This is a genomic window from Candidatus Protochlamydia sp. R18 (assembly GCF_000648255.1).
Lineage (GTDB): Bacteria > Chlamydiota > Chlamydiia > Chlamydiales > Parachlamydiaceae > Protochlamydia > Protochlamydia amoebophila.
In genome coordinates this window covers 71,228-89,300 of sequence record NZ_BASL01000639.1, presented here as the reverse complement: position 1 = coordinate 89,300, position 18,073 = coordinate 71,228, and the positions used below count along the sequence as shown (strand labels likewise).

The following is an 18,073-nucleotide window of genomic DNA, read 5'->3' as shown; positions in this document are numbered from 1 at the left end:
AAATCCTTTATAGTCACTTAATTAAAAAGTCATCTCTCAAAAAGTTTTTATTGACATTCTAAGACGGAAGACTGCAATAAAAAGATAAATTAAGAGGTTGAAGCGATCTTAAAATCTTGAATGATAGGTTTGTCGTCGTTTCCTAGTGTTAATTCACCACTACGGTTTTTGACTAGAATCTCTATTTTTCGTTCAGCATCATTTAATCGTTTATTGCAAATTATTATTAACTGATCAGCTTCTTCATAAAGTTTAAGAGATTCATCAAGGCTTACTGTACCGCTATTCATCTTTTCAAGTATTTCTTCTAAGCGGCATAAAGCTGTTTCAAAGCTAGTAGTAGGTTCTTGATCAGATGGATTATTCACGAGGATTCACTTCGTTGATAGTGATTAAGGCTTCGCCATCAGATAATAAAAGCTTGGCTTTTTGCCCTTTTTTAAGTTTACATATTGAATTTATAACGAATACTTCTTTTTCCGCAAATAGAATACTATAGCCTTGTTTTAAAAGATTTTTGGGATCAACAGCTTTTAAAATATTAGTTATATGTAAAATTTTCTGTTTTGAACATAAGATTCGATCTCTGATTAATTGATTATTTTTGATTCTATAGTCTTTTCCTTTAAAAAGATATTTTTTTTGCCCAATTAAATAGGTCCACTGTTGTTTTAAACGATATTCAATTTGTTCAATCTTTTTTTTATTTTGCAAAAGTAGATCTTGCATTTTTCTTGAAAAAATACCATTCCAGTCTCTCAAATGCTTTCTAAGGTGAATGATTTGATTAGATGGTTTCAAGAGCTGGGTTTGGCGAGCAAAAGATTCTAATTGATGTTTTTTGAAAGTAATAATCTGTTTGAGTTGGTTAGAAAGATCCTCTTTCAAATCATCAAGTTTTTGCATTCTCCATTCTGTAATAACATGAGGATGAGTAATAAAAAGATGTTTGCTAAAACCTTTTAAACGGTAGTGTCCTGATTGGATAAGATTTTGAATAGCTTGCTGTATTCGCCTTCTTAAAGTTTTTAAATGTTCAAGTTGTTGATTTTTTTCTGAAATGACAATCTCTGCGGCAGCAGAAGGAGTGGGAGCTCTAATATCTGCAACATAATCAGCGATGCAATGATCTGTTTCATGCCCAACAGCACTAATAATCGGGATTTGACTGTTATAAATAGCTTCAGCAACAATTTCTTCATTGAAAGGCCATAAATCTTCTAAACTTCCTCCACCTCTTCCTACAATTAAAACATCAACTAATTGATATCGGTTGAATTGTTCGATTGCACGAGCAATTTCTTTTGCTGCTCCTTCTCCTTGAACTTTGACTGGATTAAGTATGAGATGAAAACCTGAAAAACGACGTGTTAAAATTTGTAAAATATCTTGAATCACTGCTCCTGTGGGACTGGTTATCACACCGATTTTTTTAGGAAAACGAGGAATCGATTTTTTATGAATCGCTTTAAACCAACCTTTTTGATGAAGTTTAATTTTGAGCTGTTCTAATTTCTGAAGAAGTTCCCCTATACCCACATAAGAAAGTTCTCGAATAATCAGCTGATAATTCCCTTTAGGTGGATAAACACTTATTTCTCCTTTTATCATGACATGATCACCCCCCTTTGGAGGAGTTTTCAACAAAGAAGCCTCAGCTTTAAACATCACAGCAGAAATTTGAGCTGTTGCATCTTTTAGAGAAAAGTAAAAGTGACCAGATGATTGCTCTTTAAAATTGCTGATTTCACCCTGTAAATAAATAAAAGGAAACATCGACTCTAAATTGAGTTTGATGGCTTGAGTCAATTGTGTAACCGTTAATAAAGGGGGGGTGTCTGATTGCATAAAACTCAAATTAAAAATTTTTAAAATTGCAATTTGTGAATCGTATGATGTATATCATCTGGCGCTTAAGCTTGGGTTTACCAACTTTTTTTATGTATACAGCAATCTCAAACCATGAGATAATAGTTGATTTACGTTTTTTTTAACAATTAATGAATAGTTAATTTTTTTAATTTAAAAGCATATTACATATTAATATCAAAAAAATATTTACAGAATTAATTAGTAACAGGTAAAAATGGATTTTAGTTTAAAAATTTTTTTAATAAATTTTAATGAAGGATTTACGTTTTTTCTGATTTTTCCGAGTATCATCCTTTTTGGACTTTATCTAACGTTTAAATTGCAATTTGTTCAAATATCAAAGCTAAAAATGAGTTTTTGTTGCTTACTTAAAAAAGATCAAGGATGTCAAGGAAATATCAGCCATTATCAAGCAATTTCAGCTGTTTTAGCCGGTAATTTTGGGACGGGAAATATTTCGGGTATGGCTGTTGCTATTTCAACAGGTGGTCCAGGTGCCCTTGTTTGGATGTGGATTATGGCTTTTTTAGGTGCCTCCATTCAGTATGTTAGTTGTGTTTTAGGTGTTAAATATCGAAAACTTAACTCTAACGGTGAGTATGTAGGGGGGCCTATGTACTATTTATCCGAGGGTCTTAATATGAAAGTATTAGGAACGTTGTTTAGCCTATTTACCATTTTTGGTGCTTTAACAGTTGGAAATTTTGCACAAATCAATTCAGCAACACTTCCATTGATAAAATTAGGTTTAGATCCTTTTATTTGTAGCTTATTTATTGCTTTATTTGTTGGTGTTGTCTTAGTAGGGGGAGTGCAAAGAGTTGCCAAGCTTGCTTCAATTATTGTTCCTATTAAGGCAGCCCTTTATTTAGGAACAGCATTTGTTATTCTTTGGCTTCATGCCGATCAAGTGATGCCTGCTTTCGAACTCATGATAAAAGCTGCGTTTGTTCCGCAATCTGCTTTTGGAGGAGTACTTGGATTTAGTGTTGTTAAAGCTATCTCTACAGGATTTGATCGGGGAGTTTTTGCAACTGATGCCGGAACAGGGATTGTGCCAATTTTGCAATCAAGTGCTCGTACGACTAATCCTATTGTGGATGGAGTGGTTACTTTAGTTGCTTCTTTTTTAGTGATGATTGTTTGTACAGCGACAGGGCTAACTTTGATTGTGACAGGAGCTTGGCAAGTGGAGGGATTACAGAGCACCAATATGGTTACCCACGCTTTTCAAGTAGGCTTAGGAAGCTCGATTGGAGCATTTATCGTAATTACTGCCCTGATTTTATTTGCTTATACAACTATTCTAGCTTGGGCATATTGTGCAGAAAAAGCTGTAGATTTTTTGTGGGGAAGTAAATATGCAGGCTATTTTAAGTATATTTATATTGTTTTTATTCCCATCGGAGCTCTAATTCATGTTGACTTGATTTGGAGGCTTGCCGATATCGCAATTTCATTAATGTTGTTTACAAATTTGATAGGTATTATCAGCTTGTCTAAAGAAGTTATCGATGATAATCGTTTATTTTTTTTAAAAAAGTCAGATTATTTATCGCATACAAATTTAATGCCCACAACGCCAAATGAATAAAATTATTTTAAATATTAATTACCTGCTTGACTTTGTTTTCTAAAAGCATTAGCAGCTAAGTGAGCTTGCCTAGTTGGTTCAGGCAAACGATATCCTTTTACACAGTTTAATACATATTCAATAGCTGTTCTTAAAGATACGCGATGGCCTGTAGAAATAATGAGTGGTTTGCAGCGAAGCTTAGTTCGCACAAGAGCTCCAATTTCTTTCCCATAAGCATACAAAAAAACATAGTCACCCACGCAGGAACCTAAGTCTTTTTTCGGTTCTCCAAAAAGAATATTTTTAGCAACTCCTATTGTAGGAATATTGACTAACACTCCAATATGACTCGCAATACCTAACCTTCGAGGATGAGATATTCCTTGCCCATCCACAAAAATCATGTCTGGAAGCTTTGGAAGACTTTCTAATGCATCAATAAGTGCAGGAGCTTCTCTGAAACCTAAAAATCCAGGAATATAGGGGAAGGTTTGCCTTTGTGATACACTGTTATGGAATTGAACAGATAACATTTTAGAATCTAAAAGTATGGCTGTTGCATAAATGATTTGTTTAGGATCGAAAAGATTATTGCTAACATCCATGCCTCCGAAAAACTCTGGTGTGTTAAATTCATCTTCTAAGCAAATGCGGTTGGCAAGTTCTTTTTGAATGATAGTTGCTTTTTCTATCGAATCAGGTTGTAAAAAGCTGGGGTCAAAATTAAAACGTTGGCTCATTTGATAATGTCCTAACAATTTTTTTTTAATAAGTTTCATTTTACATGATAGACACAGAAAATCAAAACAAATGATGAGTCGTTTTTTTTTGTATTGCGATCCTTTGATCTGAGTTGTAAAGCAATAATAATGCAGAAGCCCTTTAAAAAAAATAATAAAATTTTCTCTTAGCATATTTCAGGAGTTTGTTTAGATTTCACAAAATTTGGATCAATAATTAGCAAGGATTAACGTAACAAAACGGATAGTTATTTTTGAAAAATAAAATAATTATTTGTTATTATGCGTTTAATTTGGTTTACTCAGTTTTTCTAATTAAACAAATATAATAACCATGAATTTAATTTAGATGGAAAATTCTATTTACATTCTTATGTAAAATGATCATAGTAAATTTATCGACTAGCAAATGCGAAAGTTGTTCTTTGACTTTTAAGCTGGAGATGAGCTCTTCGCTAGACAAAAATCAGATATTTTCGGTGATTTTGAAAGAATCAAGATTTGGAGAAAATTATGGTTATTGAAATAAGTGTAGCAGCGATAGCTATAGCCTTTATTTTTTTGGTGATTTATCTTGTATGCTTGTGTAAATCGGCGCGTATTATGTTAAATCAACTTAATCATTTAATTATTGATGTTCGTCAACAATTAGATGGTATAAAAGATGAGGCAAAAAAAACGATTGAAAATACAAATCAAATTAGTTTGGATTTAAAGCATAAAATTGAGGCATTTGATTCCTTGTTTCAATCGTTGGCAAATATTGGAGAAGCTTTAGAATATAAAGCAGAGGCTTTTAGACAAAAGACACTTCGTTTCTATAGCGGCCGTGCAAAAGAATTCTTACGTTCTTCTTTTAGAAACGAAACAAGTGAAGAATTACCTTTCAAAAAAAATAGGGATGAAAGCCCCGAGTTACCATTAGTCGCAGAAATTCTTGAATTAGCAAGCCAGGGCTGCCGCCTATGGCAAAATCTAAAGAAAAGGAGATAATCGATGACTTCAAAAACAACCCATACAAAAGATTTTTTCGCAGGAGCTGTAATTGGTAGTTTACTAGGTGGTGTAACTGCACTTCTTACAGCGCCAAAAGCAGGAAAAAGGTTACGTCAAGAGATGAATGATTTTTACAGCGATGTATCAGATCAGTCTCATGATATTGCAGATAACATTTCCAAAAAAACTAGATCTGTCATGAAATCTTTTGGTTCTCATTCCAACGAATTAGCGGATAAAGCTAAATGTTTATATTGCGGAGTAAAAAAAATGATAGGATGTGAACAGGAAGAGGAAGAAGAAACCTGCACAAAAGATTTAATGATGGGTGGGGTTATTGGCGGAATATTAGGTGCTGTGGTAGGGCTTTTGCTTGCTCCTAAATCTGGTAGTGAGCTGAGAGATGATATTGTCGAAGGATGTGAAAAAGTGAGTGATAAAACTCGTGGTATAGCAGATCAATTTTCCAAAAATGGAAAAAAAATGGCCGCAACTGCGTATTCGAAAACCAACAAATGGCTTGAGCTGGCAAAGGGCATAGTCCATGAGTGGACTGATGAAGCAGAAGAAAAAAGCGAAAATTTTACCAGTCAAGCTAAACATCGTATGGATGATTTAATGGATTGGGCTGCTTTAGGTTATCGTGTTTGGCAAGGTATTAACAAAAAACGATAAATTCTAGCAAGTAAAGATCAAGGATGGTTCCTATGAATAAAAAGATCCTTTTAGGAAGCCTGGCTGGGGGCTTTGTCGGATTGACAACAGCTTTATTATTAGCACCGAAGTCGGGTAATCAACTCATTAAGGATGCTTATAAGCCTTTATTTCCATTACTTCGCCAGCTTTTTTCGTATGCAAAAAAAAATGATGATGGGGAAGATTCACAAATTTCCCTAGCTAATCCTCGCAAATCCACAAGAAAAGCGAAGATAAAAACAGCTGCAAAAGCTGTTGCAAAACCTAAAAAATCTGTTAACTCAACAACTAAGAAGCTTCCTACTTCAAAGAAGTCTGCTGCAAAAAGCACGTCTCATGAATCTTCAACAAAGGTAAATAAATGATAAACTCTTTTGATTTTTAGTGAGTTGAAATTTTCCCTTAAAGAGCTAATTTTTTAAAATTCTAATATCTTGAATTTTTTGCCATCTCTTTAAGGGAAAATTTAAAATTGTTTTTGTTTCCTTTCCGCAATCTATCTGTTTTCTGTCTAAAGAAACATTTTTTAGCTCTTAACAACTATAAAATTTGTATAAGAAACGCTGATTTTATCAACGAAAATTTTTTGTATTACAAAAGAAATTGTGCACATTGGTTGCCGATATGCAAAATAGGTCTGCTGGCTAAAAAATTGAAAAACCAAATGAAAGTTTCTTTTGCATCAGTCAATCTTCTCGTTGAAGAGGTTTCTGTCATTTGACATTGAAAATATTTATTAATGAATAGATTAATCCGACGAAAAGATTGATAGAAAAGTTGAAGAAGGATAGGACAAGCAAAGCAAACAGCTAAAATGCTAATCACATGGCGAGGATGCCAAGGATTAACTTCAAAAATTGTATTAGGACCAAAGTAAACTTCCATTTGAAGAGGAGAAAAAAAATAATAGGAAACTTCCGTAATCAAAGCGAATCCTGGACGAGAGGCTACAGCACTCAAAATAAGAGAAATTTTACTGCAAATGATACTGAAAATGTGAATTTTAGATATTCCTATATTAGTAGAAAATAAAGCATTTAATAAATGTCGGCCTTTTGAGATTTGATAAAGATTACAAATCTCAAGAATTCCAAAGGTACAAGTTAAAATGCTTGCACAATTTTTGATAATTTCCTTCAAGAAGATAGAGTTTAAATAGAAATTACTAAATAAAATACCGTCTGCGACAAGTTCAATGTTCGAACTCATAATTATTTCCGTTTAGTGCATGTCAGTTCAAAAATAATGAATAGCGGATAAAAAAAGAAATATTATACTTATTTCTACATAAACTGCAACAAACTCTAACACTGTATCACATAGAATTGGTGATGAGTTAGATTCTAAAGAGGAATTAAAAATTTAAAACAACAAGAAAAGAAGATAAAAGGATTCTCAAAATTAATCAATCTTAGGCAATGTTTTTTCAAAAAATATTTGTATGAAAATAGTTTGTTAGACTGTTTTTATTTAAAATGATTTCAAGGCGCATTAAAATAGATAAAAAAACCAGCAGAGAAAAAGAAAAAGGAACGGAAGAGGTAGGATTCGAACCCACGGTCGGGGGCTGCCCGACTTCTGTTTTCAAGACAGACGCATTCGGCCACTCTGCCACTCTTCCGCACAAGATAACCATTTTTTCATGATTAAAGATAAAATATATAAGACTTCTCTAAATTTCGTCAATAACTTTCGTTATATAATGTTTTTTTATGTTGTGAGAGAATATTTAAAATTCTATTTTTTTTTGGCTAAAAATAAAAAATTATAATAAATAATTTATGTTTTGTTTTTTCTATTAAAAAAAAATATTTTTCCCTAAAAAACGATTTAAGTACATTTCATATTTTTAATTCAATTTGTAAAAGTGGGATTGATAGTGGGATGTTTCAAATTACAGAGGTTTTTCCTTTTTAAAGTTCATTCAGTACCAAGATTTACAATCTGAGGAACTAGAATCTGTCAGTTATATGCTGTGTATGTACCCAGCTATTTTAATCAAAGAAAGATTGGATTTTGCCAGAGCAGTTTAGGTGCTTTTTCTTTACTTTTTGAAAGCTTTTCCATCTGTGCGGAATGATATTTATCGATCATTCAGCACAGATGTGTATTTTTATAGCTGATAGATTTGACTATACTTATCTTGAAGGTAGCGGAGATATGCATTAGCATTAAAAGCATGACCTGTTGCTAACTTGAGAAGTTCACGACTAGAGTAACGACGCCCATGTTGATAAATGTGCTCGGATAACCATGCTTTGACAAAATCTAATTCACCGATTGAGATACGTTGTTCCCAGTCAGGATATTGTTTAGCAAAAGCTTCAAAAAGGTGAGCCGCATAGAGATTGCCTAATGTATACGTTGGAAAATATCCGAATGCACCCATTGACCAATGAATGTCTTGTAAGCAACCTTCATTATGATGACTAGGTGTTATGCCCAAGTATTCTTTCATTTTTGCATTCCATGCTTCGGGAACTTCGCGAACATTTATTGAACCTTCGATTAAAGCTTTTTCCAACTCAAAACGTATAATCACATGTAAAGGATAAGTCATTTCATCGGCTTCCACGCGAATGAAAGAAGGCTCAACTTTATTAATCGCTTGATAAAAAGAGTTTAAATGAACTTGATCGAGCCGACCTGGAAAAGTATTTTTTAAAATGGGGAAAAAGTGTTTCCAAAATGATTTATGAAGTCCAATTCTCGTTTCCCACCATCGAGATTGACTTTCATGAATTCCTAATGAACGAGCATCTCCTAGGGGTGTTCCATAAAGATTTTGTGGCAAACCCATTTCATATAAGGCGTGTCCTCCTTCATGTAAAACAACCGAAATATTACTCATAAGTGAAGACGGGTGAATGCGTGTTGTAATACGACTGTCGGTTGGATGGCTAGCAGAAGAAAAAGGATGAGAAGAAAAGTCTAATCGACCTTTGTTAAAATCATACCCCATAGCATTTAAAATCTGGTGGCTAAATGCTATTTGCTTATCATGATCCCATTTTCCAAATAAAAAATTATTTTCTATTTTTTGAGTAGAAATTTTTCTTATCCATACCGTTATTGTATTTTTGAGTTTGTCGAAAATTTGCTTCGTTTCTGCTGTGGTCATATCAGGTTCATACAAATCCAGCAGAGCATCGTATGGATGATTTTGATAACCTAATAAATCGGCTTTTTTCCGATTCATGGTAACCACACGATCTAAAAAAGGGGCAAATTGTTGAAAGGAATTTGATTTTTTTGCGTTGCGCCAAGCCAAAACAGATTGAGAAGTTAATTGAGCAAACTCTTCAACGAATTCTGCTGGCATGGCAGTATCTTGCAAATAATCTCGACGCCATTCTTTAACAGCAGAGGATTGTGCAGGCGTGAGGTCTTGTGCAATCAATTCGCCGCTAGAAAGATCGATAAGTTTAGAAAGGGTATTTGCGAATTTTTGACTTGTTTTTTCTCGATGAATTAAACCCGCCATTGTTTTAAGTTGCTCTGCGCGAATAGCTGCGCTACCAGAAGGCATATAGGTTTCTTGATCCCAATCTAAATGAGAAGAAATACCTTGTAGAATGCGTGCATGTTTACTAAGTACATGCAGTTTTTGATACTCTTTTTGAGTTTTACTCATATGAAATCCTTCCTGTTTCCTAATCATTTATCCGCATTCATTGATCAACGAACTTGGCTTCCTTCTTCATAAATAAAAATACGTTGAATACGTGGTCCTAAGCATGTAATCAATTCATGAACGATTGAATTTCCATTCATCGCTAATTCTTCAGGGGAAAGATAATGTCCATATTCATCTTCTCCGAAAATAAGAACTTTATCTCCAATATTCGCATGAGGAATATCTGTAATATCAACCATCATATAATCCATGCAGATCGATCCCACCATAGGAGCTTTTTTTCCATGAATCAACACATAAGCTTTTCCACTATAATGACGATGTAGACCGTCAAAATATCCGACGGGTAAAACAGCGATTGTTTGATTTTCTTTTTCTATCAGGTAGTTTCGACCATAACTAATGGTTTCCCCTTTACGACAGTGATTAATCCCAACTATACGAGATGTTAAAGATATGGCCAGGCGTAAATCTAAAGCTTGTTTGACAGCATCAGAACCATAAAGACCATAAGTTGCTAGACCTATACGAACCATATTATATTGAGGAAGAGAAAAGCGAATGGTGCCGCTGGAGTTAGCTGCATGCGTCCATTTTGCTTGGATACAATGTCTTTTTAATTGTTCAATGACAGAATCAAAACATTGAATCTGCTCTTGTGTAAAAGAATCATGACGAGGATCATCTGCACAAGCAAAATGAGTCATAATCCCTTCTAGAATTAGGTGCGAAGAAGACGTAATTAACAAAGCGAGATTTAGCGCTTCCTCAGGACGGCATCCAAAACGACCCATTCCTGTATTAATATGTAAATGTACTTTAATGCATTTATTGCTCTTTTTTGCCTCTTGAGCTAAAGCTGAAATAAAATTAACATCGCTGACACCTACTTCTAGTTCCCATTTGACTACTTTAGCAATTTCATATTGGGCGGCATTAATCGTGAAAATAGGAAGAGTAATACCTGCTCGTTTAAGGGCTACGCCTTCTTCTACATAAGAAACACCTAAAATATCAACGCCGTAAGAACTTAAAAATTTTCCTAATTGGATATCATCTGTTCCGTAAGCGAATGCTTTTATAATAATCATTAAACGGGTTTCAGGAGTTATTTTAGTGCGAATCATGTCTAAATTGTTTTTGATCGCTGCTAAGTTAATAATGCATTGATTATTGTTTGAGCTCCCATTAAAAGTTTCTGGTAAGATTTCGAAAGGAATTTTACGATCTCCTTTAATCAAGATGAGGTCTTGTGATTGAAGATTTTTTTGGAGATGATTAAGAGCTTCTTCACATCTTTTGAAACATAAAATTTCTGTTTCAGGTGATATTTTTTTGACCTCATCAATGAGAGGTTTAAAAGGTTGATGACCAAATAATAACAAATGTCGAAGGTGTGCTTTAGAGATCGTTTTACCAATTTTTGTATAGTAGTTTTGGGCAAAAGAAATATTGCCTTTCATTCCTCCAAAAATGAAAATTTTGCGTTGAAAAGGAGCAGCATGATCAAAATGTTTAAGAGCACGATCAATTGAATGTGGGTCTGAACAGGACGTTTCATTGATGAAAGTTGCTCCTATAGGGGATTTCCAAATTTCAGTTCGAGAGGGTTCAGGATAGTAGTAATCGAATATTTTCTTAATGTTTTCTGCTTTAATTCCACTTAACCAGGCTGCTTTAGAAGTGATATTGATTAAATTCAAAAAATAGGAATAGCCATTTGTCATTTGCTGTTCGTATCGGGATGAATCAGGAAATGTTAGTTGATAATGAGAGGTGAAGGGAGAATTTTTGGAAAAGGGAATGGCATGGGGAAGACATTTTGAGTCTCGGTCCCATATATACGAAGAAAATAAATTATTTTTTAAGTGGAACTGTTGATAGATGTCATTGGGAAAGAGCACCCATCCGGTTTTAGATGTCGCCCAAACTAACTTAAGGGTTTCATAAGTTATAGTATCAATATCATTTAAAGTAGCTAAATGTTTTTTTCCAATAGGTGTTAAAATAGTGTAGTCTGGACGGATTAAGTCTGCTAATATATCCATTTCCTGTTTTTTTGAAATAGCGGCTTCAATGATCGCCAATTCTTGGTTTTTTTGAATGGTTAAGAGGCTAAGAGCAACTCCGATTTGACTGTTAAAGCTCCCAGGAGAAGCACATACATTTTTTTCTGTAGATAAAAGTTGGAACAAAAGATCCTTAACCATCGTTTTCCCATAGGTCCCCGTAATACCAATGATTTTCGTTGGAAGTTGCAAGCGGTAAGTTTTAGCTACTTCTTGTAAAGCTGATAAAGGACTTTTTACTTTTAATAAAAAAATGGGTTTAAGATTAAAAGGGGGAATCCACTGTTCAGAAACAAGCGCATATTTTGCTCCTAATTCTGCTGCCTGCTGGACAAAATCATGACCATCTTGTTTTTCTCCTTTTAATGCTACAAACAAGGCATTGGGAGAATTAACGTGTCTGGAATCAATAATAATTTGATCAATAATTACTGGAAATTCTGCTTTCCCTCCAGCCTGGTTAAATCCGTCCCATTGTCTTAAATCAAACGCATCCATAAAAAATGTCATTCAAAAAATAAATATATGAATCAAAGATCGGTTAACGAGCAGTACCGAAAGATAAAAGGTTATCATTTTTTGGTTTATTTTTAGCAAATTTTTATATTTTTAAATCTGATTTAAGGGGATTTTATCTCTTTTCTACATTCAGAAGCAAATTGCAGATTTTAATGAACTATAAAAATTGCAAGTTAGGGTGGTTATTTTAATAAGAAAAGTTCAGGATAAATAATGATGCAATTTTAGTTTTTAGGAAGTTTCTTCTCATATTTATGACAAAAGTTGTAGAAGCGATTAGTGAAGAAAAATAATTGAAGAGGTGATTCAATCGGCTGTAATAGAAGCTGCTATGACGTTGCATAGCATTAAACAAGATAATATTCAGCATAGCGTGGGAATCGTTGAAAACACTAATATTTTAAAACATCGTGTCAATTTACATCTCAGTTCTGTCATTGAGGATTATTAGCAAGATTAGAATCAAAGAAGTAATAAAAAAAAGGAGAAAAAAATGAATAAAGATCAGATTGAAGGGGAATGGAAAAATATTAAAGGAATAGTCAAAGAAAAATGGGGCAAGCTAACCGATAATGATTTGACAGAAATCAATGGACAAAGAGAGCAATTGCTTGGTAAGCTTCAAAGCTTATATGGTTATAGTAAAGAGCAGGCTGAAAAAGAATGGAAAGATTTCCAAAATAAGCATAGATAGGTTATAAGAGTCGGCTTAAATAAATTTAAAGCCGACTCTTATACTTTATTGAATCATTTTTGTTATTTTTGACGTCTCTATTGTTTTTTTCGTTTAAATAAGTTGGTAAAAAAGTTTATTCCATTATCTACCATGTAGTACATGACTGGTACGATGATTAAAGTCAAAAACATCGAAGATACTAATCCTCCAATAATTGCTAAAGCCATGGGAGCCCGCGACTCAGAGCCGGGCCCGTTACTCAATGCAATGGGTAACATTCCAAATACCATAGCCAACGTTGTCATCATGATTGGATGCAAACGGGTGGGGGCCGCTCGTAAAATCGCTGTACGAATATCCAAGCCATCTTTTGATCTAAGCAAATTGATATAATCAATCAAAAGGATCGCATTTTTTGTCACCATTCCCATTAGCATAATGATTCCTATAATAGTAAAAATGCTTAAGGTTGATTGAGTAATAACCAAAATACCTAGAGCTCCGATCATTGAAAAGGGGACTGAAAGCATAATAATTAAGGGTTGAATAAAACTTTCAAATTGCGACGCTAAAACCATGTATACAACGACAAGGGCTAGAAAAAGTGCGAAGAGAAGATTTGCGAATGATTCGTTCATGGATTCAGCATGGCCAGAAAGCTGGACGCTATAGCCTGCAGGAAGGTTCATGGATTGAATCGCTGATTGAATTTCGTTAATAGCCTCACCTAAGACTTTTTTTTCGCTTTGTAAGTTACTATAAACTGAAACTATCCTAAATCGGTTATAGCGATCAATTTGAACAGGGCCTTGCTTTTCCTGTACATCGATGAAATGATTAAGTTTCATTAATTGTCCTTGGTCATTGCGAACAGATAAATTAAGTAAATCTTTAGTTTTATTTCTAAAAGCTTCTTTTAAACGAACAGTAATGTTGCAGCGTTCTCCATCTGCTCTAAACTTACTAATATCTGATCCACCAATTAAAGGTTTCACTGATTGAGCAATGGTAGAAGGAGCAACACCTAATGCAAAAGCTTGATCACGTTTAATATGTATTTCTATTTCAGGTTTACCTTTTTCATAAGAAGTATCTAAATCAACGTAACCTTCATAGCCTTGTAAAATTGCGATAAGATTTTGAGCAATTTCATCAATTTTGCCTAAGTTGTGCCCTTTAATATCTAATTGAATCGCTGCATTTCTTGCTCCGCCACCAGAAATGGCTTCAACAGGTTCAACGCTGATTTTCATATTTTCGAGATTCGTTAACTTTTCTCTCACCCATTTCATCGCATCCATTTGAGAAATTGTTCTTGTTCCTTTATCTGTCATTTTGACATAAATACCGCCTTCATTAACTTTGTTAAAGCTGTCATTACCGATGGTGGAGAAGCTATATTTAAACCAATCATTGTCTTGTATTTGAGCACGGATATTTTTTAATGCTTGGTCGGTGACAGATAAAGATGATCCAAGAGGTGTTCGAACGTTGATGAAAAATTCACTTTGATCTTCTAGTGGAACGAATTCTGATCGAATATATTGACTTAAGTAGATAGTCATTCCTAATAAAAAAAAAGCGATAAATAAAGAAGTTTTATAAAATTTTAAAGCCTTTATTAAAAGAGATTCATAAATTTGATCTAAACAATATAAAGCTTTTCCAATCCATTTTGACAAAAAATGATTCGATTCGGACGGTTTCAAAAATTTTGCAGCAAGCATGGGAGTTAAAGAAAATGCAACAAAAAGACTTAATAAAACTGCAAATGTGACAGTGAGACCAAACTGGTAGAAAAAACGTCCAATCATTCCTTTCATAAATGCGACGGGTAAAAAAACCGCTACAATAGACATCGTAATCGCAAAGGCTGCAAGAGCTATTTCTCGGGTTCCAATTTTGGCGGCTTCCTCTGCATTTTTACCCTGTTTAAAATGGCGGAAGATATTTTCTACGACGACAATTGCATCGTCAATTAAAATCCCGATTGATAAAGAAAGAGCCAACATTGTCATTGTATTTAAAGTGAAATTCATCCAATTAAGCAGCATAAAAGTTGCCATGACACTGATGGGAATAGCAAGAGCACTAATTAATGTGATGCGAAAGTTTCTTAAAAAAAGAAAAACAATCAAAATGGCTAGGGCGCCTCCAAAAAGTAAGTGGAATTCAATTTCTTCGATTGAATGTTCAATAAAAACTGAAAGATCTTGTGCAATTTCTGTGTGAATACCTTGAGCAGCTAATTCAGGTTTTAACCTTTCGAGCTCTTTTTTTACTGCATGAGCGACATTGACTGTATTTGTTCCGGATTGCCTTCGAATAACTAAAGCAATGGCTTGTTTTTCATTTAAACGCGCAAGCGTTCGTTGCTCTTCTAATCCATCTACTATAGTACCTATATCCGATATTTTGATGGGATAGCCATTTTGATAAGCAACGACAATAGAAGAAAGATTTTGAGATTGATCAAATTCAGCTTTGATTTTGACGGGAAGTTCAATTTTACCGGTTTCAATGCGTCCGCCCGGAAATTCTAAATGTTGATTTTTGATGGCTTGCATCACATCTTGAACAGACAGATGCATGCCTTCCAATTTATAGGGATCCAAATAAATCCAGATATTTCGATCTTGCTTTCCAACAATCTTGATTTGACCGACACCTGGTACTTGCTGCAGAGAGTCTTTTATTGTTTTGTTAGCAATTTTCGAAAGTTCTTCAATAGGTTGATCTCCAGAAAGAACCACGGCCATAATTGGAGCGGAATCGATGTCAAATTTTTCAATAATAATATCTTTTAAATCATTGGGCAACTCTTGCCGAACTGTTCCAATTTTAGCTTGTACTTCTTGATAAGCAATATCTACATTTTTATCTAAATCAAACTCGACGATAATTTGTGAAATTCCCTCAGCACTTGTAGAACGGAGATGCTTAATAGAACTGATATTAGAAACAGCCTCTTCAATGATTTCTGTGACAGATTTTTCCATTGTTTCTGGATCTGCACCAGGAAGGGTGGAAATGACTGTAATTACAGGAAAGTCTATTTTAGGAAATAGATCTACGCCCAATTCTTTAAAAGCAATCGTTCCAAATACAACAAGAGCTAGCATAATCATGGAAATGAAAACAGGTCTTTTAACAGAAAGGTCAGGTAAGTTCACAGCGAGTTTCCTTTTATCATGATTTTAGCAAAGGATCCAGGTAAGAATTTTTTATTTTCATTACTTAGAACAACTCTGCAACGAACTGATCGAGTATTCTCATCTAAACAAGGGTGAATGAGATCAATTTTTGCTTGGTAATTTGAGTGATCAGTTCCTTCAATTTCAAATTGGATGGGGGTACCGATATGAACTAAGTTCAAATAAACTTGAGGAACTGAAAATTCTAAATAAACAGGGCTAATCGATTGGATTTCAAAAAGAGCTGTTGTAGGAGCTGAAGCAATGGATTCGCCTAGATCTACAAATCTTTTAGTGATAACGCCATCAAAAGGAGCTTTAATGATTGTTTCTGCAAGGTGCTTTTTGACTCTTCGCAACTCTTCTTCATTTCCTTTTACTGAGGCAAGCGATTTTTCATAAATGGTTTTTGCTTCTTCGAATTTTTTTAGCGAAATAGAAGGTGTTTTCCCTTCATTTTTTTCCCAAAGCCTTTTCATTCTTTGATAATTGATTTCGGCATCTGTATGTTCAATTTTTGAACATTCTAAGTTGTTTGTTTGTTTTGATACATCAATTTGAAAAAAAGTTGGATCAAGAGCAAGAAGCGGATCTCCTTTTTTGACTTCATGTCCAACTTCGACATAAATTTGATCGACCCTTCCCGAAACTTGACTTCCAACAACACTTTTTGAAGAAGGATAAATATTTCCAACAGTAGAAAAATCCGTAGCAAGAACAGATTGTTGAAAAAAGAAATAACAAGCGCCCAATATGATCGCTTTAAACATTTGATGAAGATTTAACATATTAGAGATATCCTTTTTTATGCATCATTCCTGCTGAATGGATCAAATTAGCCCTTGATTTGTGATATGTATAAAGTGTTTTAAAATAGCTTACTCGTGCTTCTAATAAATTTTCATGATCATGTACCACGTCAAGATTAGTCACCAATCCCTCTTCGAATAAATTTTGAGTGATTGCGAGATTTTCTTCTGCTAAAGTAACTCCTGTTTGAGCAACGGGGATTTTTCCGAGGGCGGTTTGAATGGCTAAAAAAGAGGAGCGGATATTTAACTCGATATCTCTTTCAAGTTCTTGATAACGCCACTCTAATTGACTTAATTCTTTTTTTATTCTGCGGAGTTTGGCGTAGGTATAACCTCCATCGTACAAAGATAGATCAATAGCAATTCCTGCATCTAATCCTTGACAATAAGGAAGCGTATAATCAGAGGTATTACTGTAATTGGAAAAAGCATACAAATTTGGATACAAGGTTGCTTTTTCAGAACGATACCCATGTTTAACTGCTTGGATTTGTGCGGATAAGGCTAAAAGTTGAGGATGGTTAAGTTTAGCCGCTTCGATTAAATTGTCTAGGCAAATTTCTTGATTTGTAAAAGTCAAAATATCTTCAATTTCAATTAAAGTATCTAAATTTTTATTCATCAGTCGATTAAGCCTTTCAGTCGCTAATTTCGTGTTAAGTTTAGCTTCCATGGAATTTTGTTGAAGTTGTGCCAATTGAACTTCGAATAATAAAGCTTCATTTCTATGTATTAATCCTTGATTTAGAAAATCTTGGGTTACTTCGATTTGCCTTTGCAATGATCGAATAGACTCTTCAACAATCCATTCAAGCTTTTGAAAAATTAATAATTCAAAATAAGCCTCACTAACTGCATGCAGAATGTCTTGCTTGATTTGGTCTAAAGAATGAAGAGAAGATTGATAAAGATTTTTCTGAGATTTAACAGCCTCTTTAGTTAACCCAAAATTACAAATTGGAATCACAAGAGAAACTTTGACATGTCTATTTCGTGTATTATGTCGCCAGTGTTTGGTTTCTCCAGAGGTCATATAATCGCCATGAATATTTAACTTAGGACGACCGGTGCTTCGTGCTTCATCAATTCGATCATAAGCAATTAAAGCTTGAAGATCTGCAATTGTTTTTTTTTCTCCGTTCTCAAGAGCGATTGTTTGACATTCTTCCAAAGTAAGTTTAGCTACAAGAGACAGGGGAGATAACAAAGTTACTAGCACTGAAAAAAATAAAAAATAGACATGCATAAACAATCTTTAAAAATAGATTTGACTCAAAAATTAAATT

The 18,073-nt window shown here is 34.1% G+C and carries 15 protein-coding genes and 1 tRNA gene; 6 read left to right on the top strand and 10 right to left on the bottom strand.

Annotated elements, in window-relative coordinates:
• Positions 1-89 precede the first annotated feature (89 nt).
• Both TY19_RS03375 and xseA read right to left on the bottom strand, forming a co-directional pair.
• Positions 90-368 carry an exodeoxyribonuclease VII small subunit gene (locus TY19_RS03375; RefSeq protein ID WP_039357294.1) on the bottom strand — a complete coding sequence of 93 codons (279 nt, stop codon included), beginning with the start codon at positions 366-368 and terminating at the stop codon, positions 90-92.
• Entirely contained in the window at positions 361-1,848 is a 1,488-nt protein-coding gene (xseA, locus tag TY19_RS03370; protein ID WP_042280155.1) for an exodeoxyribonuclease VII large subunit, read from the bottom strand. The genes TY19_RS03375 and xseA overlap by 8 nt, the downstream gene beginning before the upstream one ends.
• Positions 1,849-2,086: 238 nt before the next feature.
• On the opposite strand from xseA, the gene TY19_RS03365 reads away from it, so the two are divergent.
• Positions 2,087-3,466: an alanine/glycine:cation symporter family protein gene (locus tag TY19_RS03365; RefSeq protein WP_042280154.1), complete on the top strand. Its 1,380-nt coding sequence runs from the start codon at positions 2,087-2,089 to the stop codon at positions 3,464-3,466.
• A 14-nt stretch (positions 3,467-3,480) separates the two neighbouring features.
• Here TY19_RS03365 and nfi read toward each other — a convergent pair whose 3' ends face one another.
• Entirely contained in the window at positions 3,481-4,188 is a 708-nt protein-coding gene (nfi, locus tag TY19_RS03360; RefSeq protein WP_011175173.1) for a deoxyribonuclease V, read from the bottom strand.
• Between the two features lie 513 nt (positions 4,189-4,701).
• Here nfi and TY19_RS11555 point away from each other — a divergent pair.
• The 3 genes from TY19_RS11555 to TY19_RS03340 are packed head-to-tail and all read left to right on the top strand — an operon-like array spanning position 4,702 to position 6,245.
• Positions 4,702-5,181, top strand: a complete 480-nt coding sequence (locus TY19_RS11555; protein ID WP_052354752.1) for a DUF948 domain-containing protein — start codon at positions 4,702-4,704, stop codon at positions 5,179-5,181.
• Positions 5,182-5,184: 3 nt separating this feature from the next.
• Positions 5,185-5,859 (top strand): YtxH domain-containing protein, encoded by a 675-nt coding sequence (locus TY19_RS11550; protein ID WP_052354751.1) that lies wholly within the window; start codon positions 5,185-5,187, stop codon positions 5,857-5,859.
• A gap of 32 nt (positions 5,860-5,891) precedes the next feature.
• The gene (locus TY19_RS03340; protein ID WP_042280153.1) at positions 5,892-6,245 is read left to right on the top strand and encodes a YtxH domain-containing protein; all 354 of its coding nucleotides are present in this window, start codon (positions 5,892-5,894) and stop codon (positions 6,243-6,245) included.
• Between the two features lie 226 nt (positions 6,246-6,471).
• On the opposite strand, the gene TY19_RS03335 is transcribed toward TY19_RS03340, so the two are convergent.
• The 4 genes from TY19_RS03335 to TY19_RS03320 form a co-directional block, all read right to left on the bottom strand.
• A complete protein-coding gene (locus TY19_RS03335; RefSeq protein WP_011175178.1) occupies positions 6,472-7,089 on the bottom strand; it encodes a hypothetical protein in 618 nt (205 codons plus the stop codon).
• 324 nt (positions 7,090-7,413) lie between these two features.
• Positions 7,414-7,501 (bottom strand) — tRNA-Ser (locus tag TY19_RS03330).
• Between the two features lie 492 nt (positions 7,502-7,993).
• Entirely contained in the window at positions 7,994-9,514 is a 1,521-nt protein-coding gene (locus TY19_RS03325) for a carboxypeptidase M32 (protein ID WP_042280149.1), read from the bottom strand.
• Positions 9,515-9,558: 44 nt separating this feature from the next.
• Positions 9,559-12,084, bottom strand: coding sequence for a bifunctional UDP-N-acetylmuramoyl-tripeptide:D-alanyl-D-alanine ligase/alanine racemase (locus TY19_RS03320; RefSeq protein ID WP_042280147.1), 2,526 nt, complete (start codon positions 12,082-12,084; stop codon positions 9,559-9,561).
• A gap of 322 nt (positions 12,085-12,406) precedes the next feature.
• Between TY19_RS03320 and TY19_RS15190 the strand changes: the two genes are divergently transcribed.
• Together TY19_RS15190 and TY19_RS03315 are read left to right on the top strand one after the other, a co-directional pair.
• A complete protein-coding gene (locus tag TY19_RS15190) occupies positions 12,407-12,556 on the top strand; it encodes a hypothetical protein (RefSeq protein ID WP_226988476.1) in 150 nt (49 codons plus the stop codon).
• Between the two features lie 42 nt (positions 12,557-12,598).
• Positions 12,599-12,799: a CsbD family protein gene (locus tag TY19_RS03315; protein WP_042280145.1), complete on the top strand. Its 201-nt coding sequence runs from the start codon at positions 12,599-12,601 to the stop codon at positions 12,797-12,799.
• A gap of 77 nt (positions 12,800-12,876) precedes the next feature.
• Here the strand turns inward: TY19_RS03315 and TY19_RS03310 are convergent, their stop codons facing one another.
• Genes TY19_RS03310 through TY19_RS03300 form a run of 3 tightly spaced genes read right to left on the bottom strand, consistent with a single transcriptional unit; the run spans position 12,877 to position 18,033 of the window.
• Positions 12,877-15,954: an efflux RND transporter permease subunit gene (locus TY19_RS03310; protein WP_052354750.1), complete on the bottom strand. Its 3,078-nt coding sequence runs from the start codon at positions 15,952-15,954 to the stop codon at positions 12,877-12,879.
• Positions 15,951-16,763 carry an efflux RND transporter periplasmic adaptor subunit gene (locus TY19_RS03305; RefSeq protein ID WP_039357319.1) on the bottom strand — a complete coding sequence of 271 codons (813 nt, stop codon included), beginning with the start codon at positions 16,761-16,763 and terminating at the stop codon, positions 15,951-15,953. Before TY19_RS03305 ends, TY19_RS03310 begins: the two co-directional genes overlap by 4 nt.
• 1 nt (position 16,764) lies before the next feature.
• Entirely contained in the window at positions 16,765-18,033 is a 1,269-nt protein-coding gene (locus tag TY19_RS03300) for a TolC family protein (RefSeq protein WP_039357322.1), read from the bottom strand.
• Positions 18,034-18,073 lie beyond the last annotated feature (40 nt).

Bases quoted from the DNA above. Each gene is read 5' to 3' on its own strand.
- TY19_RS11550 (WP_052354751.1), top strand. From the start codon at position 5,185: ATGACTTCAAAAACAACCCATACAAAAGATTTTTTCGCAGGAGCTGTA.
- TY19_RS03315 (WP_042280145.1), top strand. From the start codon at position 12,599: ATGAATAAAGATCAGATTGAAGGGGAATGGAAAAATATTAAAGGAATA.
- TY19_RS03335 (WP_011175178.1), bottom strand. From the start codon at position 7,089: ATGAGTTCGAACATTGAACTTGTCGCAGACGGTATTTTATTTAGTAAT.
- TY19_RS03305 (WP_039357319.1), bottom strand. From the start codon at position 16,763: ATGTTAAATCTTCATCAAATGTTTAAAGCGATCATATTGGGCGCTTGT.
- TY19_RS03300 (WP_039357322.1), bottom strand. From the start codon at position 18,033: ATGCATGTCTATTTTTTATTTTTTTCAGTGCTAGTAACTTTGTTATCT.
- TY19_RS03340 (WP_042280153.1), top strand. From the start codon at position 5,892: ATGAATAAAAAGATCCTTTTAGGAAGCCTGGCTGGGGGCTTTGTCGGA.
- TY19_RS11555 (WP_052354752.1), top strand. From the start codon at position 4,702: ATGGTTATTGAAATAAGTGTAGCAGCGATAGCTATAGCCTTTATTTTT.
- xseA (WP_042280155.1), bottom strand. From the start codon at position 1,848: ATGCAATCAGACACCCCCCCTTTATTAACGGTTACACAATTGACTCAA.
- TY19_RS03320 (WP_042280147.1), bottom strand. From the start codon at position 12,084: ATGGATGCGTTTGATTTAAGACAATGGGACGGATTTAACCAGGCTGGA.
- TY19_RS03365 (WP_042280154.1), top strand. From the start codon at position 2,087: ATGGATTTTAGTTTAAAAATTTTTTTAATAAATTTTAATGAAGGATTT.
- nfi (WP_011175173.1), bottom strand. From the start codon at position 4,188: ATGAGCCAACGTTTTAATTTTGACCCCAGCTTTTTACAACCTGATTCG.
- TY19_RS03325 (WP_042280149.1), bottom strand. From the start codon at position 9,514: ATGAGTAAAACTCAAAAAGAGTATCAAAAACTGCATGTACTTAGTAAA.